This is a genomic window from Ruegeria sp. CDSC085 (assembly GCF_059610465.1).
In genome coordinates, this window is sequence record NZ_JBXWNR010000003.1 from 36,284 (window position 1) to 51,298 (window position 15,015).

At 54.6% G+C, this 15,015-nt stretch carries 14 protein-coding genes and 1 tRNA gene; 3 read left to right on the forward strand and 12 right to left on the reverse strand.

The window, feature by feature from the left end; translation table 11 throughout:
* Positions 1–2: 2 nt before the first annotated feature.
* The 7 genes from kce to AC2FJB_RS06565 all read right to left on the reverse strand — a co-directional run bounded on the left by kce (position 3) and on the right by AC2FJB_RS06565 (position 7,332).
* Complete coding sequence (gene kce / locus AC2FJB_RS06535; RefSeq protein ID WP_109312331.1) at positions 3–935, reverse strand: 3,5-dioxohexanoate:acetyl-CoA acetone transferase; 933 nt, start codon at positions 933–935, stop codon at positions 3–5.
* Positions 935–1,729, reverse strand: a complete 795-nt coding sequence (locus AC2FJB_RS06540) for an SDR family NAD(P)-dependent oxidoreductase (RefSeq protein WP_299898791.1) — start codon at positions 1,727–1,729, stop codon at positions 935–937. Before AC2FJB_RS06540 ends, kce begins: the two co-directional genes overlap by 1 nt.
* 5 nt (positions 1,730–1,734) lie before the next feature.
* A complete protein-coding gene (gene betC, locus AC2FJB_RS06545) occupies positions 1,735–3,261 on the reverse strand; it encodes a choline-sulfatase (RefSeq protein ID WP_496818007.1) in 1,527 nt (508 codons plus the stop codon).
* Entirely contained in the window at positions 3,258–4,379 is a 1,122-nt protein-coding gene (locus tag AC2FJB_RS06550; RefSeq protein WP_496717648.1) for an aromatic ring-hydroxylating oxygenase subunit alpha, read from the reverse strand. Before AC2FJB_RS06550 ends, betC begins: the two co-directional genes overlap by 4 nt.
* 383 nt (positions 4,380–4,762) lie before the next feature.
* Positions 4,763–6,322, reverse strand: a complete 1,560-nt coding sequence (locus AC2FJB_RS06555; RefSeq protein WP_496717649.1) for an acetolactate synthase large subunit — start codon at positions 6,320–6,322, stop codon at positions 4,763–4,765.
* 144 nt (positions 6,323–6,466) lie between these two features.
* On the reverse strand, positions 6,467–7,120 hold the full coding sequence (locus AC2FJB_RS06560) for a terminase small subunit (RefSeq protein WP_496717650.1): 654 nt from the start codon (positions 7,118–7,120) through the stop codon (positions 6,467–6,469).
* A gap of 20 nt (positions 7,121–7,140) precedes the next feature.
* A complete protein-coding gene (locus AC2FJB_RS06565) occupies positions 7,141–7,332 on the reverse strand; it encodes a hypothetical protein (protein WP_496717651.1) in 192 nt (63 codons plus the stop codon).
* A 467-nt stretch (positions 7,333–7,799) separates the two neighbouring features.
* On the opposite strand from AC2FJB_RS06565, the gene AC2FJB_RS06570 reads away from it, so the two are divergent.
* A complete protein-coding gene (locus AC2FJB_RS06570) occupies positions 7,800–8,111 on the forward strand; it encodes a helix-turn-helix domain-containing protein (RefSeq protein WP_496717652.1) in 312 nt (103 codons plus the stop codon).
* A 239-nt stretch (positions 8,112–8,350) separates the two neighbouring features.
* Here AC2FJB_RS06570 and AC2FJB_RS06575 read toward each other — a convergent pair.
* Positions 8,351–8,436: transfer RNA gene (locus AC2FJB_RS06575), tRNA-Leu, on the reverse strand.
* A 581-nt stretch (positions 8,437–9,017) separates the two neighbouring features.
* On the opposite strand from AC2FJB_RS06575, the gene AC2FJB_RS06580 reads away from it, so the two are divergent.
* Positions 9,018–9,944: an MBL fold metallo-hydrolase gene (locus AC2FJB_RS06580; protein WP_299898778.1), complete on the forward strand. Its 927-nt coding sequence runs from the start codon at positions 9,018–9,020 to the stop codon at positions 9,942–9,944.
* On the forward strand, positions 9,941–10,885 hold the full coding sequence (locus AC2FJB_RS06585) for an MBL fold metallo-hydrolase (RefSeq protein ID WP_496717654.1): 945 nt from the start codon (positions 9,941–9,943) through the stop codon (positions 10,883–10,885). Before AC2FJB_RS06580 ends, AC2FJB_RS06585 begins: the two co-directional genes overlap by 4 nt.
* Position 10,886: 1 nt before the next feature.
* Here the strand turns inward: AC2FJB_RS06585 and AC2FJB_RS06590 are convergent, their stop codons facing one another.
* The 4 genes from AC2FJB_RS06590 to AC2FJB_RS06605 form a co-directional block, all read right to left on the reverse strand.
* Positions 10,887–11,945, reverse strand: coding sequence for a YeeE/YedE family protein (locus tag AC2FJB_RS06590; RefSeq protein WP_496717655.1), 1,059 nt, complete (start codon positions 11,943–11,945; stop codon positions 10,887–10,889).
* Positions 11,946–12,003: 58 nt separating this feature from the next.
* Complete coding sequence (gene hemA / locus AC2FJB_RS06595) at positions 12,004–13,227, reverse strand: 5-aminolevulinate synthase (protein WP_496717657.1); 1,224 nt, start codon at positions 13,225–13,227, stop codon at positions 12,004–12,006.
* A 1-nt stretch (position 13,228) separates the two neighbouring features.
* Positions 13,229–13,663 (reverse strand): DUF302 domain-containing protein, encoded by a 435-nt coding sequence (locus AC2FJB_RS06600; RefSeq protein WP_496674049.1) that lies wholly within the window; start codon positions 13,661–13,663, stop codon positions 13,229–13,231.
* 81 nt (positions 13,664–13,744) lie between these two features.
* Positions 13,745–15,007 carry an FCSD flavin-binding domain-containing protein gene (locus AC2FJB_RS06605; protein ID WP_496717659.1) on the reverse strand — a complete coding sequence of 421 codons (1,263 nt, stop codon included), beginning with the start codon at positions 15,005–15,007 and terminating at the stop codon, positions 13,745–13,747.
* Between the last annotated feature and the right edge of the window lie 8 nt (positions 15,008–15,015).

Consider the following 15,015-nt stretch of genomic DNA (forward strand, 5'->3'; position numbering starts at 1 on the left):
CCTCAAAACCCAACCTGATCGCCGCCTTTTAGTGCGAGCCGCATGCGCGCTTCTGCTGGCGTCGCGACCGTAAGGCCAAGGTTTTCTACGATTGATCGGATGCGCGTGACCTGCTCCGCGTTGGATTTGGCCAACTCACCTTTTCCAATGAACAGGCTGTCTTCGAGACCAACCCGAAGGTTTCCGCCGCGCAATGCACTTTGGGTTGCAAAAGGCATTTGGTGACGGCCAGCGGCAAGGACAGACCATTCGTAATTCTCTGCCCCGAACAGCTTGTCCGCCGTGTTGTGCATGTGGGTTAGATGGTCTGCATCGGCGCCAACACCACCCAAGATGCCGAACACCATCTGAATGAAAAAAGGCGGTTTGATCAGGCCTTGATCCACGAACCATTTGACGTTGTAGAGATGGCCAAGATCATAGCATTCGAACTCGAACTTGGTGCCATGATCACCACCAAGTTTTTCAATGGCGTAACGAATTGTTTTGAAGGTGTTGGGAAAGATGAAGTCCTCTGTCATCTCCAGGAATGGCTGTTCCCAATCGTGCTGAAACTCGGTGTATTTCTGCAGCATCGGAAAGATGCCAAAGTTCATGGAACCCATGTTTAGAGATGCCATCTCTGGGCTTGTTGAGGTCGCCGCCAGCAGGCGCTCATCCATCGACATACCCAAACCGCCGCCGGTAGAGACATTCATCACCACATCAGTGGACTGTTTGATCACAGGCAGGAACTGCTGAAATAGCTCGGGTCGGGGGTCGGGTTTGCCGGTCTCTGGATGCCGTGCGTGCAAGTGAATGATCGACGCGCCGGCTTGTGCCGCTTCAATACTTGCTGTCGCGATCTCGGCGGGCGTAATCGGCAGATGTGGTGACATCGACGGTGTATGGATGCCCCCTGTGGGTGCGCAGGTGATGATGACGGATTTGGGCATCAGAGCTTCATCTGCTGCACTTGTGCAGACAGCCCCCCATCCAAAACCCATAACTGGCCAGAGGCATACCGTGCTTCGTCGGAAGCAAGCCAATTGACCAGGTTTGCAATGTCCTGTGGCGTCCCGTAGGTCCGCATCGGATGAACATCGCGCACGGCCTGTTGCAGCGTTTCAATATTGCCGCCGCCGCCACCAGATCCTTCTCCGTTGAAGAAGCTCTGCAACATTGGGGTATCGATATAGCCGGGGCAGATGGCGTTTACGCGGATACCTTCGGGGCCATGATCGCAAGCCATTGCGCGGGTCAAAGCGTGTACTGCACCTTTGGTTGCGCAATAGGCCGCAAGGCCCGGATCAGCGATGAACCCATCGTAGGAGCCAAAATTGATGAGGCTTGCGCTATTCCCTGTCTTCGCCGCTGCGCGCATCAACGGGATGGCATATTTCGAGGTCAGGAACGTGCCCGTGGAATTAACCGCAAAGCTTTGGTTCCATTCCTCCAGCGTGGTCTCTTCAACCGTTTTTTCGATCTCGATCCCGGCCGCGTTTACTAGGATGTCCAACTTTCCGTGTGTGGCGCGCACATGATCCATCGCCGCAACCGAGTCTGCCTCTTGAGTCACATCCAGCTTAACAAAATGACTGCCATCTTCGTCGTGCTGGTCTAACGATCCTTCCGGTGTGAGGTCAGCTGCAAATACTGTTGCCCCTTCTTTTAGGAACCGCGCGACAATTGCACGCCCGATGCCACCGCGCGCGCCGGTCACAAGGGCAATTTTTCCGTTCAGCATCATTGGCTTCAATCCTTCGAAGGCGGATAGCGGTAGCGACTCGCGGCCACCGTCCAATCCAAGTTGTTGCGGACATACTGCTGACTTGCATCAGATGGTGGGTTGTAATCCCATGGCTCGCTGGCACCTGCTTCCATCGCGGCATGTAACGCGCGGCGTGATCTCTGCGTGGCGATAATCTTCTTTCGCAATTCACTACCGTCCCACCGTTCCGCGACTTCGGCTGCAAAGCGGGCTGCCGGGTCAGCATAGTCAGGTTCTGTGGCGACATTTTTTGTTTCCAGCGGGTCAGCGTTTAGGTCGTAGAGCTGCGGCGGATCGCTGTCGCAATGAATGTATTTTAAAGGGCCGCGCCGGATCATGATTACGGGATAGCCCGTCATCTCGGCACAATACTCACCGATGGCTTCATCAACTGGGTCGTATTCGCCACGGGCCAAAGGCATTAGACTGCGGCCGTCGATCGGTTCTCCGATCATCGTCTCATTACCGCCGCCAATATCGATAAAGGTCGGCAGCAAATCAACCAGCGACACTGCATTCTGCGTTGTCCCCTCTGCAACGCCCGGCCCGGCCATGACCTGTGGAACGCGCGCAGAGTGTTCAAAGAAATTCATTTTATACCACAGCCCACGTTCGCCCAGCATGTCGCCGTGATCCGCAGTTACAAACACTATGGTGTTGTCCAACTCGCCCGTCTCTTCGAGGGTCTGAATCAGCTCCCCGATCTTGCTGTCGAAGTAGCTGACATTGGCCAGATAAGCATGACGCGCGCGACGGATTTCTTCGCCGCTGAGCGGCACATATGATGCTTCGATCCCATCCATCAATCGACGCGAGAATGGGTCCTGATCCTCTGTCGCGGGTGTAAAGGACGGCATGTCGATCTCATCTTCCGAATAGAGATTCCACCATTCGGGTCGCGCAACGTAAGGATCATGCGGGTGAATGAAGCTTACCACCATCGCAAAGGGCGCATCGTTCCCACGTGCTTTGTCTCGGGCGACATCAAAGAGCCAGCGATTGGCGGCAAAGCCAACTTCATCGTCATAGTCGATCTGGAAGGTCGCATGGGCCAAACCGCTTTCCTTGACGGTCTGCATATTATGATACCACTTATCGATCCGCTCATCAGGCGCTTCCCAATCCGGGGTCCATGCGAAATCTGCGGGGTAGATATCGGTTGTTACCCTGTCTTCGAACCCATGCATTTGATCTGGGCCTACGAAATGCATCTTGCCTGAAAGGCAGGTCCTGTAGCCTAGCGATTTAAGGTAATGCGCAAATGTTGGCACCGAGGCTCTGAACTCAGATGCATTGTCATAAGCTGCAATGCGACTGATGTGCTGGCCCGACATAAAAGCAAACCGTGAAGGTGCACAGAGTGGAGAATTGCAGTAAGCCGCATCAAAGCGCATGCCGCGCGCGGCCAACGCATCAAGGTGGGGTGTCTTGGCAACCTTGTGCCCGTATGCCCCAGTAAAGTGCGGTGCCAATTGGTCCGCCATTATCACGAAGATGTTTGGCCGCGTCACGCAGCACCTTTTGCGTAAGCATCCAGGACCAGGCCATGGAAGTGATGTACGGCGTGCTCGGACTTGCCGGAACCATCCGGGTCATTGACGATCCGACCTTGGGTGAACGCAGGTGTGTTCATCCCGCGCTGCACACTTTCGACAAGGCTGATATCTTCGACCTGAAGAACTTCGTCCAGATAACGAATTGCGTCCAACTCCATCGCGTCGGGTTCCGGCGTCTCTAGGAAGAAGTCATAAGTTTCAAGCGTGCGATCTGGCCCAACAGGGATGATGTTCAACACGATCATGCTTGACCGTCCCGGATACCGCATCAGGCAGGTGGTCGGATAGAGCCACCAAACCGCATGGGTTTTCACGGTGGCATTCGACACGTCATAAGCGGAATTCGGACTTGTGCCCGCGTCAGCCATATGGCTGGAGTAAATGCCGTAGGTCGTAACCTTGTAGGTATCCATATCCACGAGGTCACAAAAATCCTTGTGCGCTGTAGGACAGTGATAGCACTCTAGGAAGTTGTCCACGACGTTCTTCCAGTTGGATTTGATGTCATAGGTCAGACGATGGCCAAAAGTGAGTTGATCCACATCCGGTGCCCAATGGCGCACTTCGGTTTCCAAGTTGCCGGATTGTTCTGACAAAGAAGCTGCCATTGGATCCAAATTGACGAAAACAAAGCCGCAAAATTCCTCGACCTGCACTCCATCGAGACAAATCTCGCCTTTCCTGAAATCTTCGAGGTTTTCGGTATGTGGTGCACGGGCCAATTGCCCATCAAGTTTATAGACCCAAGCATGATAGGGGCACATGATCCGCGTTGTATTGCCTTCGCCCGACAGCAATTCATGCGCACGGTGTTTGCAGACATTATAAAAGGCACGAAGCTTACCCTCTTTATCACGCACAACGGCAATGGGTTGGCCGGCAATATCCACTGTTACATAAGATCCCGGCTCACGTGTTTTCTCTACATGACATACCCACTGCCAAGTCTTGGAGAGTATGGCGCAAAGGTCTGCGTCAAACCACTTGCGCTCGGTATAGGCAGCAGCCTGCAATGAGCTGGAGCGCGATGGATCAGCATGATAGCCAAAGAAAATTGTATCTGAATCAGTCATGATTGCGTCTCCGATGTTAGGTTAAACCTATTTCAAGTGGGATTCGGAGCTATGTTTTATCAGCCGCTAGTTTGATTATTTTCGCCAAGCATTTGGCTTTCGGGGACACCGTATTATTCCATCAGCATTGCATTTAGCTGACAAGCGAACGCTGGGCACTTGCCTGCACTTGTTCAGCGGTCATTCGTGCACATTGCAGCAATCGGCAAAATGGGCTCACTGCAGTCTTTCGCTGCACTCGGCGTGAACGAGTTATACGCGGACAAAGCGGCAATTTCACCGCCGTTTGAACCATCGCAAAGTCTTTTCACAGCATCAACTTATACCGATCCGCACTTTGCACCCCTAGTCTCATCTGCTCGTCAGGTTCCGTGTCACAATACTCATGCTGGCGGGGGACACACAACTTCGATCAGAGATGGACCGTCGCTGGAGAGACCGGCAGAGAGCGCCTTCGCAAAGCTGTCCATGTCATCCGCGCGTGTCCCAGGAACACCGTGGCCTTTCGCCAGAGAAACCCAGTCCAGTGTCGGGTTCTCCACGTCAAACATAGCCTGAGCATTCTGACCATAGCTCGCCACACCGACATTTGTGAGTTCATCCCGCAGAATTTGATACCCGCGGTTTGCAAATACGATCACCGTGACGTCGAGATTTTCCCGCGCCATAGTCCACAGTGATTGTAGCGTGTACATGGCCGACCCATCCCCAGTCAGTGCGATGACTTTTCGGTCCGGGCAGGCGGTGGCCGCACCCGTTGCGCAAGGCAAACACAGCCCAATCGCTCCGCCGGTGCCAGCAAGCAGATCATGCGGGCGAGCGGTGGCTGTCGGTGGAATGACGTAAAACCCGGACGTTACAGATTCATTGCAGATGATCGCATTTTCCGGGATCAATGCTGCCAACGCCAAACCAACTTTTTCGAGGGTTAACTGCCCGCTGGGAACGTCCGGCAGATCGAGCGGATGGGTTTCTGCCACCGCTTTGCTTGTGACCCCAACCGCGTCGGCGAGCGCTTGCAGCGTCCATTCGATATCATCTGTGGGCGTGCACAGGTCCGTAATGGGGCAATTCGGCGGTTCGGGCACGCTCGGTTTCCCGGGATAGGCAAAAAAGGCGACTGGCCTGTCTGTGCCAAGCAGAGTGATCGAAGACGTTGCATCAAGCTGAGCGATCTTGGGCGATATCGGATAGACCAGTTGGTCTAGCTTTGCTGTTCCTGCGCCTTTGGAAATGCGCGGTATCAGAGTATCGGCCAACAACCGGCACCCTGTCTCGGCAGAAATTTTTCCAGCCAGTTCGCGCTGCAGCCCAAACAGGGCTGATCCGCCAATCATCAGCGCGGCGTTCGGCGTCACAAGACGGGCTGCCGCGGCCTCTATGTCGACTATTGACGGTCGATGGAGGCTTTCTCCGATGTCCAAAAGGTTTGCCGCTGCGTTCGCTTCGTTCCAAGCTGTGTCGGCAGGCAAGACAAGCGTCGCGACCCGGCCGTTTTGCGACCGGGCGGCCTGAACCGCAGCCGCTCCATTCATAGCCACGTCGGTGGAATTGGATGACACGCGCGTCCAATGACTGACCGCTTGGCTGATACCGAGGATGTCTCCCTTCAAAGGGCTTTCGTACCGGAGGTGATGCGTTGCGTGATCACCCACGATGTTCACGATCCCGGACCCCGCTTTCCTGGCATTGTGCAGATTGGCAAATGCGTTGCCAAAGCCAGGCGCAAGATGCAGCAGCGTGCCCGCAACATCACGTTTCATGCGAAAAAACCCATCCGCCGCACCCGTTGTTCCGCCTTCAAACAGGCAAAGAATGCAATTCATCTCCGGGTGTTCATCCAAGGCAGCAACAAAGTGCATTTCCGAGGTGCCGGGATTTGCGAAGACTGTATCCACGCCATTGTTCAAAAGGGTTTTTACGAGTGATTGAGCGCCGTTCATATTTCCTTAGCCTGATTTCAATAGTTCAATTGAGGACAATGCTCGCACGAAAAGGCCTTCTTTCTAAACATTTTTTCCTCTCGGCACGACCCTTCGCCACGAAAGGTACCGCAGCCGTTCGCGACGTGAAGCAGTCTCCGGACTTCAGGCCATTCCTTTTGGCGGAGCCAGAACTTGGAGCGAAAGCAATCGTACTTGAGGTGAGATAGGCACGGCACGGTCCTGCATCTTGATCTCAACGCCCGGCTTGGTTTCCTTCACGCCATCGAACAGGAGGCGCGCAGCTGGGCTGAACTTGCGGGTGTCGGCCATGCGGGTGATTTCCATCCCCATGCCGGAACACTCGGGACAGGCCGGGTTTGGTGGATCTGTGAGGCGATAACCGTAGCCGCCAGCGTCGTCAGGGATTCGCGGCTCTGCGATTTTACCTGACGTGGCGGCGTCTCGCAGGTCGCCGTCCGAGAACATCGAGAAGATCACTTCGGCCTTGCGCTCCGTGAACTCCCGTTCTGTTTTCCACTGGTACTGATGGTCGATGTCGTAGCAGTAGCGGCAAGGCGCGATGATGTGCTGTGTAAGCTCGTTGGGGTCTGCGAGGGCGATTTGGGCCCAGAGGTTCGCAATGCCCTCTGCATCCAGCATGGCCTTGCTCTCGACCTGTTTGCGGCCCTCAGCGATGGCGCGGGCAACCTTAATATTGCTTAACAATCGCGAACCTTGGGCCTCTGCTGATCCCTCTGCATATCCGGCGTCGATTGCGGCCTGTTTCGCGTTTAGATCAGCGATGCAGGCAAGCACAAAGGCCCGCTGACGCGGATTCAGGCGGAATTTGTCGAGCCAGGCGGTGTCTGCCAGTGCTGGATTGCCTGTTGGGCCGCTAATTCCGGGGGCGGTGCCTCTTGCGCCTCAAGATCGCCCGCAGGACAGGCCAAAAAAATCTGCATTAAGCAGCAAAATGTAAACGCAAATACCCTAGCACCACCACCAATGTATTTGTCTAGTTCTTTCATTAATGACTTCCGACTGACTTCCGGCCTGGCTTCACCCTGACTTCTGGCTTAATTTTTATTTATTATTTACAATTGGTTATTCGGCATCTTTTTGACTTCCGATCTGACTTCCCGACCGAATACTCGGATGGTGCGCTTTTATTTGCGTCATGTTCACTTCGTTGCTGCATATTGCGACACGTTTACTTAGTGAATGAGACAAAGGAGAACGGCACATGGGAAAGTCCATTGGTCGAGAAAGTGTCTAGCCCTGAGCTTGCGATCCACCAATGCAACAAACAGTGGAAATGGCACTCATCAAACGGATCATCCCCCAACAAAGTTCGTCGAACCTGCAGTTCTCAACCGATGCTACGCAACCTCCCACAAGGCCCAATTGACAGGCTCCAAGGCAGATACGGCTCACCGCACAGCAAACCCCGTAGAAACCGCCAATGCGGGCTCCACAATGGCTCCAAAGATCGATCATGAAGATACGCATTAAAGAAATCCGGCAAGCCAAAGGGCTTACTCAGGACGAACTTTCAGTGAAGGTTGATTTATCTCGATCTTATTTGGCGCAATTAGATGAGGAGACACGTCAACTCACCACCAAGAAGCAGGCTATTATTGCCGCAGCCCTTGATGTGGAGCCAAATGAGATCGTAGATTTCAACGCACCCGACAAAGACGACGAGGCGCTTCTTCTCGAGGCGTTCCGTGCCCTTTGCCCCGAACAGCGAAAAGCTTGGCTCGAATGGGCGAATATAGCTAAGGGGTCCGCCCTGGAAAAAGAGTGAATATTCTATACGCCATACCAACTGGACCAACCGATCTTGTGCACCGAGAAAAACTGCAAATTAAAGATTCACCGGGGCACGGACTGCAAGAAGGTGAAGGTCGAAGATCTGGAAAACCAGATCGAAGGAAAGGCCGCATAATCGGCGGGTATGAAAACCCAGATGTGGGGCAGAATGTGGGGCAGCTTAGGTTTTCCCTTTTTAATTTCCTTATTTTACAGGCGTTTAAAATAAAGTTTTGGTGCGGGCGGTGGGACTCGAACCCACACGGGCATACGCCCTTCAGATTTTAAGTCTGATATGTCTACCATTCCATCACGCCCGCACGGCGCAGTCCCAAAAGAACGTGCAATTTCCTTACTAGCACAGCGGGATGAGAACAATGCGCTTTGACACAGATGGGGCAGGATTTTTTGGTGGAAAGCCGTGCCCCCTGTCTGACGCCGCCGTCAATGAGCGGCAGAGCCCCTCCTCTGATCAGAAGTCACATACCAAGCGATTCATGGATCTATCCGACACCGTCTTTTCCTCAGCGGAATCTTCTACAATCCAGACCGGGCACGAAACAGGATCGAAGAACGGAGGAAACACGGCAACACAAGACGCACCGACGGTGCAATGGGGCACCGCCCGCCAGCGTAGGAAACCTTCGTGTCGACCGACCAAGGTCACGAAGCAACAACCAAACTGAATCATTCGAATGAGGCTGATCAGGAGATGAGCGCCTGCAATATGTCTTCCAAACGCCCTCTGCAATTGCGGTCTCACAGGTAAAAACGATCTGCGAGACAACTGCAAATCGCTTCAAATTACCCAGGCATTCTACATTCCATAGGGTCGAAGAATGACATCCATTTCACAACTTTCATCGTTTACAAATAATAACATTCATTTTAATGATTGTGAATGGATCGAATTTCTTTTTCTCGACGCAGTTTCATGTTCAATGCCACGTGCCTCGCGGCACTTGGAGCTCAAGCCAGGATCGTACAGGCAGAGTTGCAGCTCGGTCCTTCAGCCCGAATTACAACCCTGTCAGACGGACACCTGTCATTGCCACCTGATGTTGTTTTCGGAGCCATGCCCAAAGAAGAGCTCGAACAAATCCTGATCCGCAGTCAAGCGGACGCCACCAAGTACGAGCCAGAGTGCAACCTCACGCTCTATCGAGATGATGAAAACACCGTGCTTTTCGATGCTGGAGCGGGGCCAGACTTCATGCCCACGTCCGGCAAACTGGCGGAAACTTTTGAAAAAATCGACCTGTCACCCGAAAGTGTCACGCATGTGGTTTTCACCCACGCACACCCTGATCATATCTGGGGTGTTCTGGATGATTTCGACGACCTTCTTTTCCCAAATGCGACGCACCACATTGGGCGTAAAGAATGGGATTATTGGTGGAACCCCTCAACGGTGGACACGATTGGCGAAGATCGCACCGCGTTCGCGGCCGGTGCCAAGCGGCGATTGGAAGCAATTGAGGATCAGGTCGCGTTCTTTGAGGATGGGCATGAAATACTTCCGGGTATTGCTGCACGGGCAAGCTTTGGGCACACGCCCGGTCACATGGCCTTTGAGCTTCGAAATGGGAATGAGTCGGTGATGGTTGTCGGCGACGCGCTCGGAAATCCTCACGTGGCTTTTGAACACCCCGATTGGCACAGTGGAACGGATCAGGATCCCCAGATCGCCGCAGCTGCGCGTTACTCATTGCTGGATCAGGTTTCGGAAGAGAAAATGAGAATAGTTGGCTTCCACCTGCCGAACGGTGGAATTGGCCGCGTCGAAAAGACCGGCTCGGCCTACAGATTCATTGGAGAGGCGTCATGATTCGATCACTCGTGATTGCGGTTGCTTTCGTCACACCAGCTTGGGCAAGCGAGGATATTGCAGACCAGTATCCGCAAAGTGTTCTGTATTCCAAGCCGGTCGAATTCATCCCTGGCGTCTATTCCGCCATTGGCGCAACCGCTCCACCGACCTACGAAAACTCTGGTCACAACAACAACCTGAGCTTCATCGTGACCAGTGAGGGCGTGGTCGTTGTCAACGGCGGCGCGGCCTATGTCCTTGCCGAAGCGCTTCACAAGGAAATTCAGGCGATTACGGATCAGCCGGTCACGCTTGTCTTCAACGAGAACGGTCAGGGGCACGCGATGCTTGGCAATGCCTACTGGTCAGAAAACGGCGTTCCAATCGTCGCCCATTCGGATGCAGCAGCTGAGTTCGAGGAGTATGGCCCTCAAATTTTGGAGGGAATGAAACGATACAATCAGGACAAGGCAGAGGGAACGTTTCTGGCAGGCCCAACCGAGACATTCGATGATGAATACGTGGTTGAGATGGGCGACTTCCGGATCGAAGCCAAATACCTCGGTCCGGCCCACAGTCCCGGCGATATCTCGATCTGGTTGCCAAACCAAAGCCTTGTCATCGCGGGTGACATGGCGTTCCACGAGCGCATGCTGCCGATCTTTCAGAATACCTATACCGCGGATTGGCTTGAAACATGGGACAACGAGTTCGAGGCTTTGAATGCCACATATGTCGTACCGGGACACGGTCATCCTACGAACATGGATCAGGTGCGCCGCTATACACGGGATTACCTGTTATACCTGCGAACCAAAATCCAGGAGCACATGGACGCGGGCGGCGATTTGACTGAAGCCTACTATGTCGATCAGTCCCCCTATGCCCATCTGGACACGTACGAGGAGCTGGCAACAAAGAATGCCGGGCGCGTTTTCGAGCAGATGGAGTTCGAGTAACTCAGGAATGCTGCAGTACCGGTAGCCGCATCAAAAACCTGTGCGTGCCTATCGCCCCAACCCACATGAAGAAAACGGCAAGCCAGGCTGTCAATGACAGGGCGGACCCGCCTGAAAGTCCGGCGCCCACGGCGCAGCCTCCGGCCAGCATCGCTCCGAACCCCATGAGGACAGCTCCGACCAGGTACCGTTCCATCGGGGTATCCGAGCCAAAGCGTTCAATCCTCCACTCGCCAGTAACAATAGCAGATCCTGCTGCGCCAATGGCCACGCCGGGAACAAGGCCGATACCGAAAGACAGCACGACATTTCGCTCTGCAACCAACGCCATCAGCGTGTCTGTGGCCGGGCCTGTAAACGTCACTGAAGACACAGGTACGACTTCGAAAGAAGCTTGCGCGATGGAATATGTCATAAACCACCCAAGCGCCACTGCCCCGCCAACTCCTGCAGCTGTCACGATCTTTGCAGGTGCGACATTCCTATGAAATGCAAACACAATTGCCAGAACAAATCCAATTGCGGCAACGGCTGCATAGGCCGGTGGCGAAAGTCCGATTATTTCTGAAAGATCGCGCTGTGCGCCTCCTGAAATGGTCCACAGACCGGAAATCGCTTCACGGGCCGGGCTGAGAACACCTGTGTAGGCCGCCTGGGCCACCAAGGTCAAAACCAGCCCTGTCACGAGGGCACGCAGATTGCCGCAGGAGGCCAAGACCAGCAGGCGAGATGCGCATCCGCGCGCAAGAATCATGCCTATGCCAAACATCGCCCCACCAATTACCGCGCCGCTAAGACTGCCGGTTGACGCGATGGCGCGTGCTTCTGAAAGGTCCATAAATTCAAGCGAGACAAGCGCCTGTACCAGCGTTAGCGCTGCGGTAAAGGCGATCAGCCAAACCGCCAAACGGGGACCAAACTTACCTTCGGCGACTTCGACAGTCGACGCTCGCAAACAAAAGTGAGATATCTGAGCCGTCACGCCGAACAAGATACCAACGAGCACTCCGGCAAATGCCAAGGCGCCCGGGTCTCCCAGTAGATCGATGAGCCTCTCCATGAACAGAAATTCTCACTTGGTTGCGTGTGCGTCCTTGTCTTCGGTCAAGTTATCCTCGTCATTGCGCGGCCATCGGCCTGCGCGCCAATTGGCATTGCGTCCATAACTCACCCAATGCGGATACCAGACGGTCGACGTCTTCAGAGGTGTGCACCGGCGACGGCGTAATCCGCAGACGCTCCGTTCCTTTGGGAACAGTTGGATAATTGATGGGCTGGATGTAAATCCCATAGTCACGCATCAGTATATCAGAGATGAAGCGACACTTGACCGGATCGCCGACCATGACCGGAATGATATGGCTTGGGTTTGGAGTATGGGGAATACCCTGATCGTCCAGCCTGTCCCGGACTTCGCGCACCCGCTTTTTGTGCTGTTGTCGCTCTGCATTGCTTTGCTTCAGGTGCTTAACCGAAGCCGCAGCACCTGCTGCCACGGCCGGAGGCAAAGCAGTGGTGAAAATAAAGCCGCTGGCAAAAGATCGGACAAAGTCGACAAGTTCCTTCGACGCCGCGATGTATCCTCCGACCACGCCGAACGCCTTGCCCAACGTACCTTCAATCACGGTCAGGCGGTCCATCAGGCCCTCGCGCTCGGCAATGCCTCCGCCGCGCGGACCGTAAAGCCCGACCGCGTGAACTTCATCCAGATAAGTCATCGCGCCATATCGGTCCGCCAGATCACAGATCCCGGCAATCGGTGCAATGTCGCCGTCCATGGAATAGACGCTTTCAAACGCAATGAGCTTGGGCGCATTTGCAGGCAAGTCTGCAAGGTGTCTTTCAAGGTCCGCAAGATCGTTGTGCTTCCAGATCCGCTTTTGGCAACGACTGTGACGAATCCCCTCGATCATCGAGGCATGATTCAATTCGTCGGACAAAACCGTGATGCCAGGAATGCGGGACGCCAGGGTTCCCAAGGCGGCCCAGTTGGATACGTAACCGGACGTGAACAGCAATGCCGCGTCCTTGCCGTGAAGGTCCGCAAGCTCCTGCTCCAACAGCACATGTTCGTGCGTGGTTCCCGAGATATTCCGCGTTCCCCCTGCCCCAGCGCCACTTTTGTCAATCGCCCCGTGCATGGCTGCGAGGACTTTTGGGTGCTGACCCATTCCAAGATAGTCGTTCGAGCACCAGACAGTGACTTTTTCGGGACCATCCCCTGAGTAACTGCGCGCCTTTGGAAACGCGCCGCACTGACGTTCGAGGTCCGCGAAAACCCGGTAGTTTCCTTCTTCTTTCAGGTGACCAAGTTGATCACGAAAATACTGCTGGTAGTTCATTTCAATCCCCAACAGCCTCTTCAACGATTCCGGACAACAGGGTCTGGACCTTTTGCATTGGGCCGTCCGGATAGCTTCGGTATCCGACCTTCACCCCGTCATCGCCCTCGGTCACGAAAATCCCGTATGGGCAATAGCCGATATTCATCGGATCAGCTTCCATCACCTCACGCGAAATCTTTGCCGAGCAAAAAATAAAGATGTCCGCTGCCGCGAATATCTGTTTGTCGCTGCCGACATCAGCGCCCGTTCGGTTCAACATTTCGCCAACGTGGCTCACATAGTCGATGACCAGCCCCTGCCCGACAATGGCGGATTCGACGGCAAAGGTGGCATCATCAAAACTTCCGTCAAAGGGAGCAGTGATGATCTCTTCCGCGAGTCCCTGACTTGCGGAGACTGCAAAAAAAGCGGCCGTAACGATAAAATGTTTCATGGTTTTGATCCTCCTCCTGAGCCGCATTTTCTCAGATTGAACTTCAGGGGCTTTGACCAGTGTCAAAACCCCCGAAAACTTCTATCCGAACATGTCCGAGGTAATACCGGCATACCAACCCAGCGACTCTTCGTACGTTGCTTTTCTCAGATCGGCATTTTCGCCGGTCTGGCTGATGAAGCCGTCGACTTTGGCGATCTTTTCGGGCGTCGCCTCGTAGGTTGCACCAACCTTGACGCCATCATCTGTGTCGATCAGCGACCAGCAGGTGTTGGAAAACTTGGCCGGGAACACCTTGGATCCGGTCAACGCGCCCCGCACTGCATTCGCACAGACTTTCGCCTGGCTGTTGGCCGAGAAACCGGATTTCGGCATGTCACCCTGCTGGCTGGCATCGCCAAGGACATAGATGTCCGGATCAGCCTTGGAGGACATGTCCGCGGCGTTCACCGGCGCCCAATTGCCGTCGGTCACTCCGGCCATTTCCGCAATACGTCCGGCTTTCATCGCCGGGATCACGTTGCAGACGTCGACTTTGGTCTCTTCTCCGTCGATGGTCACCGTCATCGCGTCCGGGTTTACCGAGACATTGCCGCCACCGAAGTCTTCGCCGATCCAGTCGACCATGCCTTCATAGTTATTCGCCCAGCCTTCCTGGAACAATGCCATCTTCGAAAACTTCGGCTTCGGATCTGCCACGATGATTTTCGCAGTTGGGTTGTTTGCTTTCAGAACATGCGCAACCATCGAGACCCGTTCATAGGGCCCGGGCGGGCACCGGTACGGGTTTGGTGGAGCAACCATCGCAAAGGTACCGCCTTCCGGCATCGCCATGATCTGTGCCTTCAGAAGTTCCGTCTGAGAGCCCGCCTTGTACGCATGCGGCATATTGTTCTGCGCCGAGACATCCCAGCCTTCAACTGACCCGTCGACAAAATCGATACCAGGGCTCAGGATTAGCTTGTCGTACGGAACTGAGCCACCACCCGCCAGCGAAACAGTCTTGGCATCGCGATCCACGCCGACGGCCCAATCGTGGACCACGTTGATCCCGTATTCAGCTGCAAGCGTGCCGTAGCTGTGGGCGATATCCGAAAGTTCCTGAAACCCTCCCAGATACAGGTTTGAGAAGAAGCAGGTGTAGTAGGTCCGTGACGGCTCGATCAGCGTCACGTCGATCTCACCTTTGCTGTCCTTGGCGATATAGCGGGCTGCAGTAGCGCCGCCTGCGCCGCCGCCGACAACAACGACCCGGGGTCTGCCCTGAGCCAGAACCATCGGCGCAGATAGTCCGGCTGCCACCACCCCGGTGGCTCCTAGAAATGTACGTCTATTGAGTGTCATCGCGTTTC